Genomic DNA, 18,333 nt, shown 5'->3' on the forward strand with positions numbered 1-18,333 from the left:
GGTGCATTCCGCTCCTGAACTTTCCCGCGTTACCTTCCGAAGGTCCGGCTACCTTGGCCATCGTCATCTTCATCGGAATGGCCGTCACAGTTTTCCTGACATCCCTGCTTTCGGGAATTTTCGGGATGGCGGGCGGGCTGATCTTGCTCTGGGTCCTGCTTTTTCTCTATCCGGTCGGGACCGCGATCGCCATTCATGGCGTTATCCAGATGGTATCGAACGGGTCCCGCGCCTGGTTCTCGCGCGCCTATATCGACTACAAAATCCTTGGCATTCTCGGCTTGGGGCTGATCATCTCAAGCATTTTCCTGTTGATCGTCGACTACCAGCCGAACATCGTCGTCGTGCTGATCGCAATCGGCCTGATGCCGATCCTGGTGTGGCTGCCGGTCTCGAAGCTCCAGCTCGATGCCTCGAAACCGTCCCATGCGCTTTTCTGCGGCCTGATCGCCGGAGCCTTGACGGTCGGCGTCGGCGTTTCCGGACCGACTATCGACATCTTCTTCATCCGCACCATGATGGACCGGCGCAAGGTTATCGCCACCAAGGCGGCGATCCAGGTCGCCTCGCATGCCACCAAGGTCGTCTTCTACTGGAATGCGGCTTCGGTTCTGCCGCCGACCGATTGGATAGCTATTCTGGTCGCGGCGCCGATCGCAATTTTCGGGGCGCGCGCCGGCAATGGCATCCTGCAGCGGATAACGGATGCGAACTTCAGGGCCTGGACGCGCTGGATTGTGACGGGCGTGGGCGCGGTCTATTTCACCCAAGGCCTTTTGAAGCTGATCTGATCGCGGCTGACGGCCGAAAGAAGATCGGATTGGATTGGCGAAACAATGGCGATCAAATATCCGGTCTTCACCCCTTCGTGACTTTCTCTTGACGGGAGGGGGTGGTTACCTTCCGCCGTCCCACGCGTTAGGCTCTTGATCGCCGCGAGCAATAGTGGATAACAGATGCCCTGATAAGGAGGTCCACCGCCGATGCCGTTCCGCTCCATTTCTCTGGTCCTTCTTGCGAGCCTGGTCTCCGCCGGCGCTGCGTTTGGGGGCGAGGTGAGGGCTCCCAAGGGCGTCGTCGAGCTATTTACCTCGCAAGGTTGCTCCTCCTGTCCGCCGGCGGATGGGACGCTGCGCGATCTGGTCGTGCAGGGGGATGTGGTCGCGCTTTCCTATCACGTGGACTATTGGAATTATCTCGGCTGGACCGACACCTTGAGTTCCAGGGAAAATACCGAGCGTCAATATGGCTATGCGAAGACGTTGGGGCGAAGCGGCGTCTACACGCCGCAAGCGATCATCAACGGCCGCGAGCATGTAAAAGGCACCGATCTTGCCCTTATCAACGATAAGGTGAAGGGTCTGAACGACAGCGGCAACGGGCTGAACGTACCGGTGACTGCCGCCATGCGGGGAGACGAGATTGAGATCGAGATCGGTGAAGGCAAGGGTCAGGCGGACGTCGTCGTCGCTTACTTCACCAAGCGTCAGCAGGTGGATGTCACCAAGGGTGAGAACAGCGGCAAGACCATGGAATACTGGCACAGCGTCTACGACGTGCAATCCGTCGGCACCTGGAACGGCCAGAGCATGAAGCTCAATCTCCCGGGTAAACTGATGGGTAAATCGAAGAAGGACGGCTGCGCGATCCTCTTGCAGACTTCGGGTGCCGGAGGGGAGCCCGCGGCCATTCTCGGAGCTACAATTCTCATGGCTGGCCGCAAGAAATACTGATCCGCCGCAGCCGGGCTTCGTCCGTTCAGGGAGAATCGGTCGGCGGCCCGATCCAGGAACATTGGGGGGCTGGGGGTAAGGGTCAATGCACCGGATCGGGCCATATGGCGCTAGGAACGCGCCAACCGATAGGCGCCAATCTCGCTTTGAAATCTGGCGCTGTTTTGTCCGAAATAGGGCGAGAATAAAAAACGCCAAGTCCTCTCCACAGCTCGGCGATCCCCGGGGTTGCATTTTTCGGGCTCTCGGGCAGACTGTCACATCTCCGACATTTGTGATTTGGGAGCCTTGATGACCGATCAGCCGGAATTGCCGGGGGGCGAAAGAACGCAGGAAACCACCGTCGTCAATCTCCACGAATACCGGCAGAACCGCGATCCCGTTCCTGTTACCTTTCACAGACGCGAACTCGACGCGATTCTGAGGATCTACGGGCGCATGGTAGGCGAAGGAGAATGGAAGGACTACGCGATCGATCATCTCAGGGATCGGGCGGTTTTTTCCATCTTCAAGCGGGCGGGCGAGATGCCGCTTTACCGGATCGAAAAGAATCCCAAGCTAGCCGGGAAGCAGGGCGCCTATTGCGTGCTCAACACCCACGGAATGATCCTGAAGCGTGGCCATGAACTGCCGCAGGTGCTCAAGGTCTTCGACAAGGTTTTGAAACTGATTGACTGAGCCTTATCCGGCAAACAGAGTGCCGGGATAGGCACTTGGGTCTGGATCGGTTTCCTTGCCCTCACCGAGAGAGATCTGCATCAGAACCGTATCCAGCCATTTCCCATGCTTGAAGCCGGTGCCCTTGAGCGTGCCGGTCATTTCGAAGCCGAGACTGGCATGCACCGCTACGGAAGCCGGGCTCGCCCCGCCGATGACGGCGATCATCTGCCGGAAGCCGAGCGCCTCGCAGCGGATAAGGAGCTCCTTCAGAAGCGCCTTGCCCACTCCTCTGCCGCGCGCTTCCGGAGCGAGATAAATGGAATCCTCCACCAGCCACCTGTAGGCCGGCCGGGTCCGGAAGGCCGAGGCATAGGCATAACCGAGCAAGGCCCCGTTCTCGCCTTCTGCGGCGATGTAAGGATAGCCCTTCGCTTTGATCGCTTCGAAGCGGCTCGTCATCTCGACTTGGTCCGGCGGGACGATTTCGTAGCTGGCCGTACCGTTGAGGACGCTGTCGCAGTAAATTTCAGTAATGACTGGGAGATCGAAGGGAGAAGCATCGCGAATGCGGAAAGTCATGGAGGGAAATCACTGGCAGGTGAAAGAATGTCGTATCGCCCAGCCTATGCGGCGGCTTCCAGCGGGGCAACAAAAAAGGCGGCTGAGGAGCCGCCTTTTTCTATTCATGCCCTGCAGGCTTATTCGTCGCGGTTGCCCATGAACTGCAGCAGGAACGTGAAGAGGTTGATGAAGTCGAGGTAAAGCGTCAGTGCGCCCATGATTGCCTTGCGACCCATAACGGCAACGTCGTCGCCATCATAGTACATTTCCTTGATCTTCTGCGTATCGTAGGCGGTGAGGCCCGCGAAGATCAGCACGCCGATCACGGAGATCGCGAAGCCCATCGCAGAAGACTGCAGGAAGATGTTGACGATTGAGGCGATGATCAGGCCGAACAGACCCATGATCAGGAACGTGCCGAAGCCCGACAGATCCTTCTTGGTCGTGTAACCGTAGAGCGACAACGCGCCGAAGGAGGCGGCGGTCACGAAGAAGGTCTGCACGATGCTCTCGCCGGTGAAGACCAGGAAGATCGAGGACAGAGACAGGCCCATCAGCGCGGCATAGACCCAGAAGGTTGTCTGCGCGGCCGCGACGCTCATCGAATTGATGCGGAAGCTCAGGAAGAAGACCATCGCCAGCGGAGCCAGCATGACAACCCATTTCAGCGGGCTGGTATAAAGGAGCTGGCCGAAAGCCGTAAGCTGGCCGTCGGCAACCGCCATCTGCCATGTCAGGAAGGCCGCTACACCGGTGATCGCAAGCCCGAGCGCCATCAGGTTGTAAACCTTGAGCATATAGGCGCGAAGGCCTTCATCGATCATCGCGCCCGACTGGGCGCCAGCGCGCGCCATTCGGTTCTGGTAGTTGTTAAAGTCAGCCATTGTTTCCTCTTTAAGCTCCGGAATTATTCACGGTGTCGGGCCCCCTTATCTTCAGACCCAGGCGCCGCTGCGGAGCTCCAGCAAGCCTACCGGCAAATATGATGTGATATTGCTTTACATACAAGAGGTGTGGCGAGCGAAAACGCAAACCACTACGGCAATTTAGCAACCTGAAGACGTTATGACGGCAAGTTTATCGGCGAACATGGGCGTGCAATCATCCCAAGGTTGAATCACAGTTCGCGGAGCACAGGCGCAGCTTTCTGCCCAAGGATACGCCAGGTTCCTGCGAGGCCGATTCCGACCGTCAGAACGAGAGATACAGCGAGCGTAAGGACCGCGACATCCGGGAGGAACGTCGACGGCAGCCTCATGATGCGGCTGACGACGAACCAGGCGGAGATGCCGCCGGCAAGCAGCGCGAAGACGGCGGTTGCTGCGCCGAGCATCATATATTCGTAACTGAAGGCGCGCATCAGCATGCTGCGGGTTCCGCCCAGAGTCTTGAGGATGACGGCGTCGTGGGTTCGCGCCCGATTGCCCGCGGCGAGGGCGCCGGCAAGTACCAGAACGGAAGCGATGAGGGCTACAGCGGCCGCGGCGCGAATGGCTGTGGCGAGCTGGCCGATCAGCTGATCGACAATATCGATCGCATCCTTGACGCGAACGCTGGTGATTGTCGGATAGGCGTTTGTGACGGAGCGAAGGGTCGCGGCTTCCTGCCCAGGTGTCGCAGAAGGGTCGGTAAGGGTGGCAAGCCAGGCGTGCGGCGCGCCGCGGAACGTGTTGGGCGAGAAGACCATCACGAAATTGATGGCAAGCGATTCCCACTCGACGTTTCGGAAATTGGCGATGCGGGCGGTAATGTTGCGGCCGAGCACGTTGACGGTGACGGTGTCGCCGAGTTTCAGTCCCAGTTCGCTCGCCTCTTCGGCGGAAAACGAGACCAGCGGCTCTCCGCTATAGTCGGATGGCCACCACTGGCCGGCGGTCAATGTCGAGTTGGCAGGCAGCTTTTCCTCGTAGGTGATGCCGCGGTCGCCGCGCAACACCCAGCGACCGGCTGGGGGCACGTTCATTTGCGTGACGTCCTGGCCGTTGAAGGCCAGAATCCTGCCGCGAAGCATGGGCACCTGCGTGACGGAACCCTCTGGCGAATGCTGGTTGAGAATGTCCAGGAAGCCTTCGCGCTCGGAGCTCTGGATGTCGACGAAGAAGAAATTCGGAGCCTGCCTGGCGATCTGGCCCGTGAGCTGCCGGCGCATATTGCCGTCAATCAGGGCAAGCGTCACAAGGAGAGCGAGGCCAAGGCCCAGAGAGAGTACAACGGAAGGCGTCAGCGCACCGGGCCGATGGATATTGCCGATCGCAAGCCTCAATGCCGGCGAATTCATGCGCGGGCTCCGGCGCGCAAGGCCGGCAATCAGGACGGCGACGAGGCGAAGCAGAACGAAGGCTGCGGCGACGGCGGCAAGGAACACCGCTGCGACGAACCGGTCTTCGGCGGTGACGATCGACAAGGCTGCAAGAGCTGTCAGCGCAGCCGCCGCTGCTACGAGATAGGGCCAGGAAGGTAGCCGGACGTTGTCGAAGCTCTGCTCGCGAAAAAGCGCTGTTGCCGGTACTTCGCGAGCGTGGCCGAGCGGCAGGATTGCAAAGGCGAAGGTGATCAGCAGTCCGAAGAAGGCAGCATAGAGGAGAGCGGAGGGATAGAATGTCACCTCTTTCGGAACCGGAAGAACGCCCTCGAGAAACTGCAAGGCTATAAAAGGCGCGGCTGCGCCGATCGCCAGCCCGATCGCAATGCCGACGGTGGTCAGCATCAGGATCTGGATGAGGTATATCAGCGTCACCACCGAAGCCGGTGAGCCGAGGCATTTGAACGTGGCGATTGTCGTCCGCTTTGCATCGAGGAAAGCCCGCACGGCATTGGCGACACCGACGCCGCCGACGATGAGCGCGGTCAGGCCGACAAGCGTCAGGAACTGCGAGAAACGTTCGACATTTTCCGTCAGCGACGGTGCTGCGCGGTCGCTCGAACGGATCGACCAGCCGGCGCTCGGGAATTCGCGATTGGCACGGCCGGTCAGTGTCGCGCGAATTGACGGGTCGTTGAGTTTGACTTTGTAGGCATGCTCGACAAGGCTGCCGGTGGTGATGAGGCCGGACGCCAGGAGCGCCTCCCTTCCGATCAGCAGGCGGGGTGCAAATCCGAAACCGTCGGACAATGCATCGGGCTCGGCGGCGATCGTCCCGCGCAGCGTCAGCTTCACATTGCCGAGCAAGATCTGGTTGCCCTGGCGGAGTCCGAGGCGTTCCAGCAGCAAGGGGGCGGCCAATGCACCAAAACCATCGCCGTCTTTGGCGAGCAGATCGGGAAGCGGCGCCGAAGGTTCAGAGCGGAAGGTTCCGTAAAGCGGATAGAGGTCGTCAACCGCCTTGACCTCTGCAAGCGCCTGTTCCGAACCGTCCGGCTTGCGGGCCATCGAGCGCAGGCTGGTTGAAAGGCTTACCTCGCCCAAGCTGTCGAGGAAGGCACGCTCCGCTTGCGTCGCTTCCCGATTGTTGAGTTCGAAGCGAACGTCGCCCGCGAGGATTTCCTGCCCCTGGCTGGCAATGGCGCCCGTGATGGCGCGCGAAACCGAGTTTACCGCAGCAATCGCCCCCGTACCGAGCGCGATACAGGCGAGGAAAATATGAAACCCTGCCAGGCCGCCGCGCATTTCGCGCAGTGCCAGGCGGAAAGAAATGGAAAGGCGGGGGAAGACGCGGTTCATGCAAGAACCGCCTGAACCGGAGGATGGATCGCACTGTCGCCGACGATTTCACCGGAGCGGACCCGGATCTGCCTGGAGCAGCGGGCAGCGAGCGCATTGTCGTGGGTGACGAGCAGCATGGTCATGCCGCGCTCGGCCTGCTTGGCAAACAAAAGGTCGGCAATCTGCCGCCCGGTTTCCGCGTCGAGATTGCCGGTCGGCTCGTCGGCGATCAGCACGGAAGGCGACGGCGCGAGCGCGCGCGCTATTGCCACGCGTTGTTGCTCGCCGCCGGAAAGCTGACCGGGATAATGGCTGAGGCGTTCGCCGAGGCCGACGGCGGCAAGTTCCCGTTTGGCGATGTCGAACGGGTTCTTCACGTTCGCAAGCTCCAGCGGTACGGCGACGTTTTCCAGCGCAGTCATGTTGGCGATCAGGTGGAAGGACTGAAATACGATGCCGATCTTTCGGCCGCGAAATTCGGCGAGGGCGTCTTCGGAAAGCGCATGAAGAGGCGCGCCGTCGATGACGATCTCTCCGCTGTCCAGACGCTCCAGACCGGCGAGCACCATCAAAAGGGTGGATTTTCCCGAACCGGAGGGCCCAACGATGCCGACCGCCTCATTGGCCCGGATCTCCAGGTCGATGTTCTTCAACACATGCACGGAAGCCGCCGCGCTGCCGAGGGTGAGATCAGCCTTCTTCAGCGTGATGATGGTTTTAGTCAAAGCAAAGCTTCCTATATTGGCCTTGAAACGGGCATTCCGTGCCGCATGACAGTGGCGTTCAATCTAGGAGACGAACCGTGAGTTTTAAAGCAAGCGCCCTTCACTTCATCGTCATGTCGGCGCTTTGGCTTATCGGATTGCCGGCGGTCGCTGAGGACCGGTCGATTCAGCTCATCGGCTTCGGTGACAGCCTGATGGCGGGCTATCAGCTTGCGCCTTCGGAATCCTATACCGCCCAGCTCGAGGCGGCGCTCAGGGCAAAAGGCCACAATGTGGCGATAACCAATGCAGGCGTCTCGGGCGATACGACCTCCGGTGGCCTTTCGCGCATCGACTGGTCGGTGCCGGACGGGACAGACGGCGTCATCCTGGAACTCGGCGCCAACGATGCGCTTCGCGGCATCTCCCCGGAACAGTCGGAGCGAAACCTCGATCTCATGCTCGCCCGCCTGAAAGAACGGGGGATTGCGGTTTTTCTGGTCGGCATCCTTGCCCCTCCGAATATGGGCGGCGACTACGCCCAACGCTTCAATCCGATCTACCAGCGGCTTGCCGACAAATATGGCGTGCCGCTCTATCCATTTTTCCTCGACGGGGTGACGACAGTGGAGGGAATGCAGCTCGAAGATGGCATGCATCCCAACGCCAAGGGGGTTGCAGTAATGGTCGAGAAGACGATCCAGCCTGTCGAAAGCTTCCTGGGGGAGATTAAGGATAACGGCAAATAACATCTTGCACGGAACCCCGTTGCATGATTCGCTGTTAACATCTGCAAAGATTCGAGGAGGTCCCTATGCCGAGACTATTCACCGCCCTCGAAATTCCACGCAATGTAGCAATGAGCCTATCACTGCTGCGCGGCGGGCTTCCCGGAGCCCGATGGATCGATGTGGAGAATTATCACATCACCCTGCGCTTCATCGGAGATGTCGATGGCCGCACGGCCGATGAGATCGTCGACCGGCTGGACCGTATCGACCGACCGGAATTCCAGATGACCTTGACCGGGATCGGTTCGTTCGGGTCCAAGAAGCCTCATTCGGTGTGGGCCGGGGTTGCTCCATCGCCGGACATCTACGCACTTCAGGCGGAAATCGAACGGATCTGCCAGCGCATCGGCCTGCCGCCGGATCCGCGCAAGTTCACTCCGCACGTTACTCTGGCGCGGCTCAAGAACTGCCGGCTGGACGACATGGTGCAATATCTTTCCGGCCGCGGCAATTTCTACACCGCGCCATTTACCGTCTCACGCTTCGTGCTGCTGTCATCGAAGGAATCCGTCGGCGGTGGGCCGTATCTGACGGAAGAGGTCTTCCCGTTGCAGGATATCAGCTACGGCAACGCCCATGCCGCAGATCTGGAACCGGTGAAGGGCCTCCTTTAAGGAGCGCTTTCGCATGCACTACGAAAAGCTGGATACGGCCGCTGCTGAACGCGAGCTCGCCTCACTGGATGGATGGGAGCTGAAGGCGGAAGGTGACGCCATCTTCAGGAGCTTCAAGTTCAAGAACTTCATAGAGGCCTTCGGCTTCATGACGGAATGCGCCATGCGCGCCGAGAAGCTCAATCACCATCCGGAGTGGGCGAACGTTTATTCCCGGGTGGATGTGCTGCTGACGACGCACGACGCCGAAGGCCTGACGGACCTTGATTTCAAGCTGGCCAGAGCCATGGACAAGGCATTCTCCCGCCGCAATTGAACTGCATTTTCCGGGCGCCCATATTGGGTACACGCGGCAAATGCCGAGCGAAGGGAGAAACCATGGACAATGTGAAGATTGGTGAGATCCTCCTGCCGGGTGACGAGGAAACGCAAGAACGCCAGGAGCGGCAGGTGCGTGCGAAGTTCTGGCCGACGCTGAAGCGCGCCGTCAGGCAGGTTCCTTTCAGCCGCGACCTGGTTGCCGCCTATTACTGCGCCGTCGACCGTCGTACGCCGGCGCGGGTGCGCGGCGTATTACTTGCAGCTCTTGCCTATTTTGTCCTGCCACTCGATTTCGTGCCCGACGTCTTCGCGCTTGTCGGCTTTACGGACGATGTCGCCGTATTGGCCGTCGCTTTTCGGATGATCCAGGGACATATCGCCGATCGCCACTACGACGCCGCCGACGAGGCTCTCGCGGACAATCCGGAGACGACAGCCGGTGCGGGCGCGAAATAACGGCTCTACCCTCAAACCAGCGAGGCCGGCTCTTCGAGCGCTTTGCGGAGCCGTTCGAAAGCAAGCCTGATGCGCGATTTCACGGTACCAAGAGGGATGCCTGTCGAAGAGGCTATCTCCGAATGGGTCTGGCCGAGGAAAAAAGCCGCGCGCACGAGCTGCATCTGTTCATCGGGAATGTTCTCGAGCGCGGCCCGCACCCTTGCATCACTTTCTGCCCGTTCGAGCAGGATATCCGCACTCGGCACTTCGGGGGGGCAAAACCAGTATTCGCTGATCTCTATCTGCCGATGTTTAGCCCGGCGGTCCCTGTCGATGCGGCGGTTGCGTGCGATCCGATAAAGCCAGGTTGAAAGGGAGGACTGGCTGGGGTCATAAAGATGCGCTCGATGCCAAAGAACAGCCATGACCTCCTGCACCAGTTCCTCCGCCTCGTCCGGCTTCATCGAGCGTTTGACGAGCCATGACTTCAGACGAGGAGCGAAATGGTCGAACAGCGTTGCAAAAGCCGTCTGATCGCGGTTGTCGGCCACCGCCTTGGCCAAATTGGCGAAGTGGTCTTTCTCATCCAGGTCCATCTAATTTACGCAAACTTTCCCATAGGAGGCCCCGTCATATTCGCCCATTCTAATGTCATATAGGGACCGAGGAAAAGGACAAACTCTTGCCCCAATCCTTGTGTCACTGATTGACAAACCACATGAAAAATTCCCCGCCAGATGAGACTTGGAGATAGTTGCGAGGAGGATGTCCACGCAGGGGCGTGGCGGTGGATGGGACATTTACAGTATTTCAACGGTGCGATTGACGCTTTGGTAACCAGGATTAAGTCAAAATGAACCGAATCAGGATCATGCCTGGCAAAGGCTTGCCCGCTCGGGCCGTTGCAAGAAGACAAAACCGGCAGGAGACCATGTCTGTAAGAACAATCGCAACCGCACTGGCACTCACGCTGGCGAGCGCCAGCGTCGTTTTCGCTCAAACCCCAACGCGCATCCAGCAATTCAAGGCGTGGGGTGCCTATTCCTATAAATCGGGCAATAGTACCGTCTGCTATGTACTGTCGGTTCCGACCGCCAAGGAGCCAGCAAGCGTCGACCACGGCGATATCTTCTTCATCGTGACGCAGCGCCCGGGCCAGAACATCTCCTACGAGCCGCAGGTGATGGTGGGCTATCCGCTGCAGTCGAATTCCAAGGTCACCGTCACGATCGACAACAAGAACTTCGTGATGTTCACCAAGGACAAGGCCGCCTGGGTGGAGAATGCTGCCGAAGAGCCGGCGCTGGTCGCAGCCATGAAGACCGGTCAGAACATGAGCGTCAGCGCGGTCTCAGGCCGCGGTACCAAGACCTCCTACGCCTATTCGCTCTCGGGCATTTCCGCTGCGCTGAAGCAGATCGAAGCCTGCAAGTAAGCTCTGTTGCACCGATGGTTGAAGAAAGGCCGGCCTCTCGCCGGCCTTTCGCGTTTCAGCAAGAATGGACGCGGCGGCAATTTAATGATAAAGGCCCTGACAACGAAGGTCAGGCGCCAAAGCGCCCCTATGACCGAGATTGGTTTCACATACAGACATGCGCTCGCCGCTCCGCTTCAGAACCGGGGGCAAGGCCATGTGTTCGATGGGATAAGAGAATGTCGGTATCCGAGGCCGTTATGGCCCCCCTCAAGACGCCGCTCGTGGCGCGTCCGGACCTGATGTCAGGTAAGCCCTCCCTGATCGGGCTGACGCGCGAGATGATGGCGGATGCGCTGAAGGAGAAGGGCGTGCCGGAAAAGCAGGTGCGCATGCGCGTCAGCCAGCTCTGGCATTGGCTCTATATCCGCGGCGTTTCCGATTTCGACGCCATGACTAATGTGGCGAAGGACATGCGGGAGATGCTGAAGACGCATTTCACCATCTCCCGCCCCGAGATCGTCGAGGAGCAGATCTCAAGCGACGGCACCCGCAAATGGCTGCTGCGGTTTCCTCCGCGCGGCGCTGGTCGTCCGGTGGAGGTCGAGACGGTCTATATACCGGAGGAAGGCCGCGGGACGCTCTGCATTTCGAGCCAGGTCGGCTGTTCGCTTACCTGTTCATTCTGCCATACCGGCACACAGCGGCTGGTGCGCAACTTGACGGCAGAAGAGATATTGGCCCAGCTGCTGCTGGCGCGGGACCGTCTCGGCGATTTCCCGGGCACGGACACGCCGCCCGGCGCTTTCGTGCCGACCGGCGAGCGCAAGATCACCAATATCGTCATGATGGGTATGGGCGAGCCGCTCTATAATTTCGGGAGCGTCAAGACCGCATTGCTGATTGCGACCGACGGGGACGGCCTGTCACTGTCGAAACGGCGCGTCACGCTGTCGACCTCCGGCGTCGTTCCGGAAATCTACCGGACGGGCGAAGAGATCGGCGTCATGCTGGCGATCTCGCTGCATGCGGTGCGTGACGAACTGCGCGACATGCTGGTGCCGATCAACAAGAAGTATCCGCTAAAGGAACTCCTGGAAGCCTGCCGTAAATATCCGAGCCTGTCGAACGCCCGCCGCATCACCTTCGAATATGTGATGTTGAAGGACGTCAACGACAGCCTTGAGGACGCCAAGCTGCTGGTGCAGCTCCTGAAGGGCATTCCTGCCAAGATTAACCTGATCCCGTTCAATCCCTGGCCCGGAACAAACTACCAATGTTCCGATTGGGCCCAGATCGAGAAATTTGCCGATTTTATCAACCAGGCGGGTTACGCCTCGCCTATCCGCACGCCGCGCGGCCGAGATATCCTCGCAGCCTGCGGCCAGTTGAAGTCGGAATCGGAGCGGATGCGCAAGACCGAGCGGCTGGCCTTCGAGGCGATGATGATCGCCGGCCACGGCGAGGACGACTGAGAAAAGGCCGGTTCGACCGGCCTTTTTCTCTATCTGGCTTGGGTAAAAAAGATTTTTGCCGCGAAGATCGAAAAGACCCCGGCGAAGGTATAGTCGATGCCGCGCAGCACCTTGGGGTTGGCCTGCAGCCAGCCCGAAAGCCAGTCGGCGGCCAGGACCACGATCAGGTTCACCGGCATACCGATGACGATGAAATAGAAGCCGAAGAAGATCAGCTTGCCGGTGACGTGCGGATCACCCGCGGTGACGAACTGCGGCAGGAAGGTCATGAAGAATATGATGACCTTGGGATTGAGGATGTTGACCCAGAACCCGGTGGAGATATTGGCAAGCGGGCTGCTCATCGTCTGCTCGATCTTGTCCACCTTGAAATTGGAGCCGAAGCGGATCGCCTGGATCGCCAACCAGAGCAGGTAGGCAGCCCCGCCTGTCTTGAGAATGAAGAACGCGGTGGGCGAGGCGGTAATCAGCGCCGAGATGCCGAAGGCGACCAGCAGGGTGTGGCAGACGACGCCGAGGCTGGTACCGAACACGACGAAGAGCGCCGGCCGCCGTCCCTGCGCCAGCGCGCGGCTTATGGACAGCGTCATGTCCGGGCCGGGCGTCAAAGCGAGCAGGAGACCCGCAGCGGTGAAGGCGAGAAGGGTTGCGATGCTCGGTAGAAAATCCATAATGCGCTCGATAGCCGGACAGAGGGAGTTCCCATTTATCCGGCTTTCGAGGTGATGCCAAATCAATCAAGGCCTGGAGATGAAATCTTTCGCGGCGTCGGCGAAATCCGGATGCCAGCGGGAGAGCGGAGGACGGTTTTCGATGATGTCACCGACCGCCCAGGCCATGCGTCGCTCATCGGTGGCCCGGTCGACGTCGTTGTCCGGGCAGAGGATGTAGAAATCGCCGCGCTCCAGGCTCGTCAGCATGAACTCGACCGTTTGTTCCGGCGTCCAGGCGCCGTCGGGTTTTTCGGTGCGGTCGCCTTTCGTCAGACCGGTAAACACGAAGCCGGGGATCAGCAGATGCGCCGAGAGCTTGCAGTTGGGCGTGTTGCGCAATTCGTGCTGGAGCGCTTCGGTGAAGGCTTTGACGCCGGCCTTGGCGACATTGTAGGCCGGGTTGCCGGGCGGCGTGGTAATACCTTGTTTTGAGCCGGTATTGATGATGAGCGATGGTTCGCCATGGGCGATCATGGCCCGACCGAATGTCCGCGTGCCGTGGATCACCCCGAGCAGGTTGACGGCGAAAATGCTGTCCCAGTTTGCCTGTGGCCCGAATATCGTGCTTCCGGGGCTGATTCCGGCATTGTTCATCAGCACATGCACGCGGCCGAAGCGTTGCAGGACGGCCCGTTCGAGAGCCTCGATCTCGGCCGGTTTCGAGACGTCTGTACCGATCGCAGCGACATCTGTCTCGCCGTCCTCGGCAAGGGCGGCGACCTCGCGGCAGGCCTCCGCCAGTTTGTCTCCTTCCAGATCTGCAAGCACGACGGAGAGACCCATGCGGGCAAACTCTTTGGCGGCAGCCAGACCGATGCCGGATGCGGCTCCAGTGACGACGGCGACATTATCCTTTTTCAGAGCGGGATGAGTGATGGTCATTGCAGATCTCCTCTATGGCGCTGCTGTTCAAAGGTCCGGCGGGATATGGAGCCCGCAGCAAAGCGCGTCAACATGACACCATCGTTATGATTGCCCGGTTTTTCTTGCGTGCCCCAAGAAACTCGCTAAAAGTGCCGCAATTCCCGACCTGGCGGTTTTCCGAAAACCGCCACCACCCGCAGACGGACCTGAAATCGACATGGCACTTCCGAAAGACGTTAAGAAAGTCGTTCTCGCCTATTCCGGCGGTCTCGACACCTCGATCATCCTGAAATGGCTGCAGACCGAACTCGGCGCCGAAGTGGTGACGTTCACCGCCGACCTCGGCCAGGGCGAGGAGCTGGAGCCGGCCCGCAAGAAGGCCGAGATGCTGGGCATCAAGGAGATCTATATCGAGGACGTCCGGGAAGAATTCGTTCGCGACTTCGTCTTCCCGATGTTCCGTGCCAATGCCGTCTACGAGGGCGTCTACCTGCTTGGCACTTCGATCGCCCGTCCGCTGATCTCCAAGCATCTGATCGAGATCGCCAAGAAGACCGGTGCTGATGCGATCGCCCATGGCGCCACCGGCAAGGGTAACGACCAGGTCCGTTTCGAACTCTCGGCCTATGCGCTAAACCCGGATATCAAGGTGATCGCGCCTTGGCGCGACTGGGCCTTCAAGAGCCGCACGGACCTTCTCGAATTCGCCGAGAAGAACCAGATTCCCGTCGCCAAGGACAAGAAGGGCGAAGCGCCGTTCTCCGTCGACGCGAACCTTCTGCACTCGTCTTCCGAAGGCAAGGTTCTGGAGGACCCGGCCCAGGAAGCACCCGAATACGTGCATATGCGCACGATTTCCCCGGAAGCGGCGCCGGACAAGGCGACCGTCATCAAGGTCGGCTTCAAGCGCGGCGACGCAGTCTCGATCAACGGTGTCGAGATGTCTCCCGCAACGCTCTTGGCGACCCTCAACAACTACGGCCGGGACAACGGCATCGGCCGTCTCGACCTCGTCGAGAACCGCTTTGTCGGCATGAAATCGCGTGGCGTCTACGAAACGCCCGGCGGCACGATCCTCCTCGCGGCGCATCGGGCAATGGAGAGCATCACGCTCGACCGCGGTGCGGCACACCTCAAAGACGAGCTGATGCCGAAATATGCCGAGCTGATCTATTACGGCTTCTGGTTCTCGCCGGAGCGCGAAATGCTGCAGGCGCTGATCGACAAGAGTCAGGAGCATGTGGAAGGCGAAGTGACGCTGAAGCTCTACAAGGGCAATGTCATGGTCACCGGCCGCGAGAGCGAAAAGTCGCTCTATTCAGACCAATTGGTCACCTTCGAGGACGATCAGGGTGCTTACGACCAGAAGGATGCGGCAGGCTTCATCAAGCTCAATGCGCTGCGCCTCAGAACACTCGCCAAGCGCAATCTCCGTAAGTAGCGATACCGCACAATTCATCAAAGCCGGCCCGCCTCCGCCTGAGGCGGGCTTTTTTATTCGTTCCGGCTGGCCGCGAGGAAGCCCAAATATCCGAGCACCGCGATGATGTGCATGGCCGGGATGACGCTGCCAAACGCTACCAAGGGTGCACCGATCCAGGCGATGAGAACGCCTCCGACAAACCCCGCCCCCATCTGGATGAAGCCCATCAGCGCGGATGCCGAGCCGGCAATGTGCGGAAACGGGGCAAGGCCGGCGGTAGTGATATACGGCGAGATGAAAGCCGTGCCAAAGGTGCAGATTGCAACCGGTCCCATGATCGATAGAAAAGACGGTGGCAGGAAATAAACGGAAAGCGCCATGATGATGCCGCCCCCGCCGCTGAAAGCAAGACCGAAAACCGGCGCTCTGCGACCGGGCAGCCATTTCGACGTCAGGCGCAGGCAGAGCGACCCGATCAGATAGAACCCGGACTGCATCAGCATGCTCATCCCGTATTGGGTAGGGGTGAGCCCCACGTCATCAATCAGGATGAAAGGCAGGGCAGTCGCCTGCGCATAGAGCGCGCCTATACAACCTGCCAGGACGATCGCAGCAAAAAGAAATCTTACCTGCACGGCGATTTCGCAATAGGCGGAGATCAGCCGGAGCGGTCGAAGCCTGCTGCGGTCAGGGACCGTCGTCTCTTTCAGATAGACGGTTGAAAGAAAGACGAGGATTGCACCGAAGCCGACCATCAGCAGGAAAACGGATTTCCAGCCGAAGGCAGCGAGCGTGAGGCCGCCGATGGTCGGCCCTGCGGCGGGACCGATCGCCAGGATGATGCCCATCGTGTTCATGATGCGCGCTGCTTCCGCGCCAGTGAACTGGTCGCGAACGATGGCGCGCGAGACCGTAATGCCAACCGAGGCTCCAATGCCCTGGATCAGGCGGCCCGCGAGAATCCATTCGACCGTCGGAGCAAAGACGGCAAGCAATGAACCGCCGAGATAGATGGCCAGGAAGCTGAGCGCGGCGGATTTGCGGCCGAACGCATCCGATACCGGGCCGGCGACAAGCTGCGCCAGCGCAAAGCCTGCGAAATAGAGCGACAGCGACATCTTGATGGCGGCTTCGGTCGTGTCGAATGCCCGCACCAGCTCCGGCATGGCAGGCGTATAGATGGCCATGGAGATCGGCCCGATTGCCGTCAGCAGGGCGCCAATGACGGTCGTGCGGCGCTCGCTCATAAGCGCAGGCATGGGGGGCATGCTACCGGCTTTCATCGGACGAAAACTGCGGCGGCTGGGAAATGTTGATCGCCTGGAGCTTGGCATTGAAGACTGCCAGGGTGTCCCGTAGGACGCGGTTCTCCTCGCTGCTCAGGCCGTCGGTCGCCTGCGTCAAGATGATATTGAGTTCCTTGCGGATCGCGCAGATCATCCCATCGGAGGCGGGCGTCAGGTTTATCCGTTTCGCCCGGCGATCAGAGGAGCACTGCTGCCTTTCGATGAGGCCGCGCTCCTGCAGTTTATCGAGATAGGAGCAGACCGTCATCGGCTCGATACCCATGCGGGTTGCGATGTCGAGCTGCCGGCTGCCATCGGCGGCAGCGATGCTCATGAGAACCCGTGCTTCGCCGGGTGTGAGACCAAGACCCGCCTCGGCGATGCGACGCTCGAAGGCTGCTCGGAGAAGGCGGGCGCTGTCGACGATCAGAAAACCCAAGGGATCCATCTCAGGGCCAGCCTCCGCAATTGCATCGGAGAATTTCATAAGGCCCCCTTACTATCTTTTAGAGGGAAGGCAAATGAAAAACCCGTGTCCGCTCGCATTGACAGCGGCAAAGGGCGCGGCAAGACTGCGTAGAGCCATTGCATTGGAGCCCGCCATGTCCTCTTCGCTGCTTGCCGGCGCGTTTCTCGCGGCTCTGGCCTACACACTCATTCCCGGCCCTGCATTCCTGGCGCTTCTCGGCATCGGTGCCGGACAAGGACGTCAGGCGGGTGCCTTTTTCATGGGAGGACATCTGGCGGGAGATATCCTGTGGTCTGCCCTGGCGCTGGTGGCTATCATTGGAGCAAAGACTGTTGGCACCGCCGTCTTCGACATCCTCGGCGTTGTTTGCGGCCTCTATCTCGGCTGGATTGGCTGGAGTGCATTGCGGGCAAAGCCGAAAGAAGATGGCGGCGCTTTAATGGCTGTCGAGCGCCCCTTGAGGCGTGGCCTGATCTTCGGGCTGACCAATCCCAAGGGGTATCCAGTGGCTCTGGCGACGTTTACGGCACTGCTTGCCGGGTCGTCAGACGCGCTGGATTTTGCAGGGCTGCCGATCCTGCTGGCCGTCTCCCTTGTCGGATTCCTGACCGCAGACCTCGTGCTGATTGCTATTATCGGTGCAGGTTTCGTGCGGCGCTTCTACCGCAGGCATGAAAGGGTGATCGTGCGGCTTTCCGGGCTGCTGTTCATCGGATTTGCGCTGCAGGCACTCTGGCACTCGGCGCCAAATCTTTTCGGCTTTCGCAGGGCATGAGGCTGCCCCGAGCCGTTCAGATTTCGAGGAAGGCCATGACGGAGCGCAGGACGTCGGCACGGTGCGCATCTCCGAGCGATATCGCGATCTCGAGCTGGTTTCGGTAAAAGTCGTGGAAGTCGAACCCTGTCTCGTCGGTTACTTCAGACAGATCGACAACTTGCCCCTGGGCATCGACGGCATGCGTCGGAAGCTCCTCGGAAAGCGTGATATAGGTATCCTGGTCGATCTTGCCGGCCTGGTAGTTCTCCAGGGCCAAGGCACGCAAATCCCGTGGGGTGATAGCCGAGAAATTGATCGGCAAGTCACCCGCTTCGGGCACCTGAAAGATGATCTGGCCGTGCCGGCTTTCCTGCTGTGAAGGCTTCTCGATCTTGGCGTTTCGAGAATTCTCCCTTTGAAGAAAATGGGTAGACCAGCGCAAGGAACTGATTTCCATGGCTATATCC

General features: G+C 59.8%; 21 protein-coding genes. 11 read left to right on the forward strand and 10 right to left on the reverse strand.

Going from position 1 to position 18,333, the window contains the following annotated elements:
* The first annotated feature begins 53 nt into the window (after positions 1-53).
* The 3 genes from EDE09_RS12610 to EDE09_RS12620 all read left to right on the forward strand — a co-directional run bounded on the left by EDE09_RS12610 (position 54) and on the right by EDE09_RS12620 (position 2,411).
* Positions 54-791 carry a TSUP family transporter gene (locus EDE09_RS12610; RefSeq protein ID WP_207914841.1) on the forward strand — a complete coding sequence of 246 codons (738 nt, stop codon included), beginning with the start codon at positions 54-56 and terminating at the stop codon, positions 789-791.
* A gap of 192 nt (positions 792-983) precedes the next feature.
* Complete coding sequence (locus EDE09_RS12615) at positions 984-1,733, forward strand: thioredoxin family protein (protein WP_105374449.1); 750 nt, start codon at positions 984-986, stop codon at positions 1,731-1,733.
* Positions 1,734-2,024: 291 nt separating this feature from the next.
* A complete protein-coding gene (locus EDE09_RS12620; protein ID WP_112803533.1) occupies positions 2,025-2,411 on the forward strand; it encodes a DUF2794 domain-containing protein in 387 nt (128 codons plus the stop codon).
* Between the two features lie 3 nt (positions 2,412-2,414).
* On the opposite strand, the gene EDE09_RS12625 is transcribed toward EDE09_RS12620, so the two are convergent.
* The 4 genes from EDE09_RS12625 to EDE09_RS12640 all read right to left on the reverse strand — a co-directional run bounded on the left by EDE09_RS12625 (position 2,415) and on the right by EDE09_RS12640 (position 7,322).
* On the reverse strand, positions 2,415-2,972 hold the full coding sequence (locus tag EDE09_RS12625) for a GNAT family N-acetyltransferase (RefSeq protein ID WP_132410775.1): 558 nt from the start codon (positions 2,970-2,972) through the stop codon (positions 2,415-2,417).
* Positions 2,973-3,091: 119 nt separating this feature from the next.
* Positions 3,092-3,838 (reverse strand): Bax inhibitor-1/YccA family protein, encoded by a 747-nt coding sequence (locus tag EDE09_RS12630; protein ID WP_132410777.1) that lies wholly within the window; start codon positions 3,836-3,838, stop codon positions 3,092-3,094.
* A gap of 233 nt (positions 3,839-4,071) precedes the next feature.
* Positions 4,072-6,615, reverse strand: coding sequence for an ABC transporter permease (locus tag EDE09_RS12635; RefSeq protein ID WP_132410779.1), 2,544 nt, complete (start codon positions 6,613-6,615; stop codon positions 4,072-4,074).
* A complete protein-coding gene (locus EDE09_RS12640) occupies positions 6,612-7,322 on the reverse strand; it encodes an ABC transporter ATP-binding protein (RefSeq protein WP_112803492.1) in 711 nt (236 codons plus the stop codon). Before EDE09_RS12640 ends, EDE09_RS12635 begins: the two co-directional genes overlap by 4 nt.
* A gap of 77 nt (positions 7,323-7,399) precedes the next feature.
* Between EDE09_RS12640 and EDE09_RS12645 the strand changes: the two genes are divergently transcribed.
* From EDE09_RS12645 to EDE09_RS12660, 4 genes are all read left to right on the forward strand, one after another.
* Positions 7,400-8,050, forward strand: coding sequence for an arylesterase (locus tag EDE09_RS12645; protein WP_132410781.1), 651 nt, complete (start codon positions 7,400-7,402; stop codon positions 8,048-8,050).
* Between the two features lie 65 nt (positions 8,051-8,115).
* Positions 8,116-8,706 (forward strand): RNA 2',3'-cyclic phosphodiesterase, encoded by a 591-nt coding sequence (gene thpR / locus EDE09_RS12650; RefSeq protein WP_105374443.1) that lies wholly within the window; start codon positions 8,116-8,118, stop codon positions 8,704-8,706.
* A 13-nt stretch (positions 8,707-8,719) separates the two neighbouring features.
* Positions 8,720-9,022: a 4a-hydroxytetrahydrobiopterin dehydratase gene (locus EDE09_RS12655; RefSeq protein WP_112803496.1), complete on the forward strand. Its 303-nt coding sequence runs from the start codon at positions 8,720-8,722 to the stop codon at positions 9,020-9,022.
* Between the two features lie 62 nt (positions 9,023-9,084).
* Positions 9,085-9,483: a YkvA family protein gene (locus EDE09_RS12660; RefSeq protein WP_132410783.1), complete on the forward strand. Its 399-nt coding sequence runs from the start codon at positions 9,085-9,087 to the stop codon at positions 9,481-9,483.
* 11 nt (positions 9,484-9,494) lie between these two features.
* Here EDE09_RS12660 and EDE09_RS12665 read toward each other — a convergent pair whose 3' ends face one another.
* Positions 9,495-10,061 (reverse strand): sigma-70 family RNA polymerase sigma factor, encoded by a 567-nt coding sequence (locus tag EDE09_RS12665; RefSeq protein ID WP_105374440.1) that lies wholly within the window; start codon positions 10,059-10,061, stop codon positions 9,495-9,497.
* Between the two features lie 335 nt (positions 10,062-10,396).
* On the opposite strand from EDE09_RS12665, the gene EDE09_RS12670 reads away from it, so the two are divergent.
* Both EDE09_RS12670 and rlmN read left to right on the forward strand, forming a co-directional pair.
* Positions 10,397-10,900: an invasion associated locus B family protein gene (locus tag EDE09_RS12670; protein ID WP_132410785.1), complete on the forward strand. Its 504-nt coding sequence runs from the start codon at positions 10,397-10,399 to the stop codon at positions 10,898-10,900.
* Positions 10,901-11,139: 239 nt separating this feature from the next.
* Complete coding sequence (gene rlmN / locus EDE09_RS12675) at positions 11,140-12,354, forward strand: 23S rRNA (adenine(2503)-C(2))-methyltransferase RlmN (protein ID WP_132410977.1); 1,215 nt, start codon at positions 11,140-11,142, stop codon at positions 12,352-12,354.
* Positions 12,355-12,383: 29 nt separating this feature from the next.
* Here rlmN and EDE09_RS12680 read toward each other — a convergent pair whose 3' ends face one another.
* Both EDE09_RS12680 and EDE09_RS12685 read right to left on the reverse strand, forming a co-directional pair.
* Positions 12,384-13,025 (reverse strand): LysE family translocator, encoded by a 642-nt coding sequence (locus tag EDE09_RS12680; protein ID WP_132410787.1) that lies wholly within the window; start codon positions 13,023-13,025, stop codon positions 12,384-12,386.
* Positions 13,026-13,091: 66 nt separating this feature from the next.
* Positions 13,092-13,949 (reverse strand): SDR family NAD(P)-dependent oxidoreductase, encoded by an 858-nt coding sequence (locus tag EDE09_RS12685; protein ID WP_132410789.1) that lies wholly within the window; start codon positions 13,947-13,949, stop codon positions 13,092-13,094.
* A 199-nt stretch (positions 13,950-14,148) separates the two neighbouring features.
* On the opposite strand from EDE09_RS12685, the gene EDE09_RS12690 reads away from it, so the two are divergent.
* Positions 14,149-15,372: an argininosuccinate synthase gene (locus tag EDE09_RS12690; RefSeq protein WP_132410791.1), complete on the forward strand. Its 1,224-nt coding sequence runs from the start codon at positions 14,149-14,151 to the stop codon at positions 15,370-15,372.
* A gap of 53 nt (positions 15,373-15,425) precedes the next feature.
* On the opposite strand, the gene EDE09_RS12695 is transcribed toward EDE09_RS12690, so the two are convergent.
* Positions 15,426-16,622 (reverse strand): multidrug effflux MFS transporter, encoded by a 1,197-nt coding sequence (locus tag EDE09_RS12695; RefSeq protein ID WP_245505132.1) that lies wholly within the window; start codon positions 16,620-16,622, stop codon positions 15,426-15,428.
* Position 16,623: 1 nt separating this feature from the next.
* Positions 16,624-17,127, reverse strand: a complete 504-nt coding sequence (locus tag EDE09_RS12700) for a MarR family winged helix-turn-helix transcriptional regulator (protein WP_245505133.1) — start codon at positions 17,125-17,127, stop codon at positions 16,624-16,626.
* Between the two features lie 115 nt (positions 17,128-17,242).
* Here EDE09_RS12700 and EDE09_RS12705 point away from each other — a divergent pair, with 115 nt between their 5' ends.
* On the forward strand, positions 17,243-17,884 hold the full coding sequence (locus EDE09_RS12705) for a LysE family translocator (protein ID WP_132410983.1): 642 nt from the start codon (positions 17,243-17,245) through the stop codon (positions 17,882-17,884).
* A 16-nt stretch (positions 17,885-17,900) separates the two neighbouring features.
* On the opposite strand, the gene EDE09_RS12710 is transcribed toward EDE09_RS12705, so the two are convergent.
* Entirely contained in the window at positions 17,901-18,323 is a 423-nt protein-coding gene (locus EDE09_RS12710) for a hypothetical protein (RefSeq protein WP_132410793.1), read from the reverse strand.
* Between the last annotated feature and the right edge of the window lie 10 nt (positions 18,324-18,333).

Origin of the sequence: Neorhizobium sp. S3-V5DH (assembly GCF_004343065.1) — a bacterium.
Taxonomy (GTDB): domain Bacteria; phylum Pseudomonadota; class Alphaproteobacteria; order Rhizobiales; family Rhizobiaceae; genus Neorhizobium; species Neorhizobium huautlense.

Coding starts and splice junctions, on each gene's coding strand:
- EDE09_RS12615 (WP_105374449.1), top strand. CDS start 984: ATGCCGTTCCGCTCCATTTCTCTGGTCCTTCTTGCGAGCCTGGTCTCC.
- EDE09_RS12620 (WP_112803533.1), top strand. CDS start 2,025: ATGACCGATCAGCCGGAATTGCCGGGGGGCGAAAGAACGCAGGAAACC.
- EDE09_RS12625 (WP_132410775.1), bottom strand. CDS start 2,972: ATGACTTTCCGCATTCGCGATGCTTCTCCCTTCGATCTCCCAGTCATT.
- EDE09_RS12630 (WP_132410777.1), bottom strand. CDS start 3,838: ATGGCTGACTTTAACAACTACCAGAACCGAATGGCGCGCGCTGGCGCC.
- EDE09_RS12635 (WP_132410779.1), bottom strand. CDS start 6,615: ATGAACCGCGTCTTCCCCCGCCTTTCCATTTCTTTCCGCCTGGCACTG.
- thpR (WP_105374443.1), top strand. CDS start 8,116: ATGCCGAGACTATTCACCGCCCTCGAAATTCCACGCAATGTAGCAATG.
- EDE09_RS12655 (WP_112803496.1), top strand. CDS start 8,720: ATGCACTACGAAAAGCTGGATACGGCCGCTGCTGAACGCGAGCTCGCC.
- EDE09_RS12660 (WP_132410783.1), top strand. CDS start 9,085: ATGGACAATGTGAAGATTGGTGAGATCCTCCTGCCGGGTGACGAGGAA.
- EDE09_RS12665 (WP_105374440.1), bottom strand. CDS start 10,061: ATGGACCTGGATGAGAAAGACCACTTCGCCAATTTGGCCAAGGCGGTG.
- EDE09_RS12670 (WP_132410785.1), top strand. CDS start 10,397: ATGTCTGTAAGAACAATCGCAACCGCACTGGCACTCACGCTGGCGAGC.
- rlmN (WP_132410977.1), top strand. CDS start 11,140: ATGGCCCCCCTCAAGACGCCGCTCGTGGCGCGTCCGGACCTGATGTCA.
- EDE09_RS12680 (WP_132410787.1), bottom strand. CDS start 13,025: ATGGATTTTCTACCGAGCATCGCAACCCTTCTCGCCTTCACCGCTGCG.
- EDE09_RS12685 (WP_132410789.1), bottom strand. CDS start 13,949: ATGACCATCACTCATCCCGCTCTGAAAAAGGATAATGTCGCCGTCGTC.
- EDE09_RS12690 (WP_132410791.1), top strand. CDS start 14,149: ATGGCACTTCCGAAAGACGTTAAGAAAGTCGTTCTCGCCTATTCCGGC.
- EDE09_RS12695 (WP_245505132.1), bottom strand. CDS start 16,622: ATGCCCCCCATGCCTGCGCTTATGAGCGAGCGCCGCACGACCGTCATT.
- EDE09_RS12700 (WP_245505133.1), bottom strand. CDS start 17,127: ATGAAATTCTCCGATGCAATTGCGGAGGCTGGCCCTGAGATGGATCCC.
- EDE09_RS12705 (WP_132410983.1), top strand. CDS start 17,243: ATGTCCTCTTCGCTGCTTGCCGGCGCGTTTCTCGCGGCTCTGGCCTAC.
- EDE09_RS12710 (WP_132410793.1), bottom strand. CDS start 18,323: ATGGAAATCAGTTCCTTGCGCTGGTCTACCCATTTTCTTCAAAGGGAG.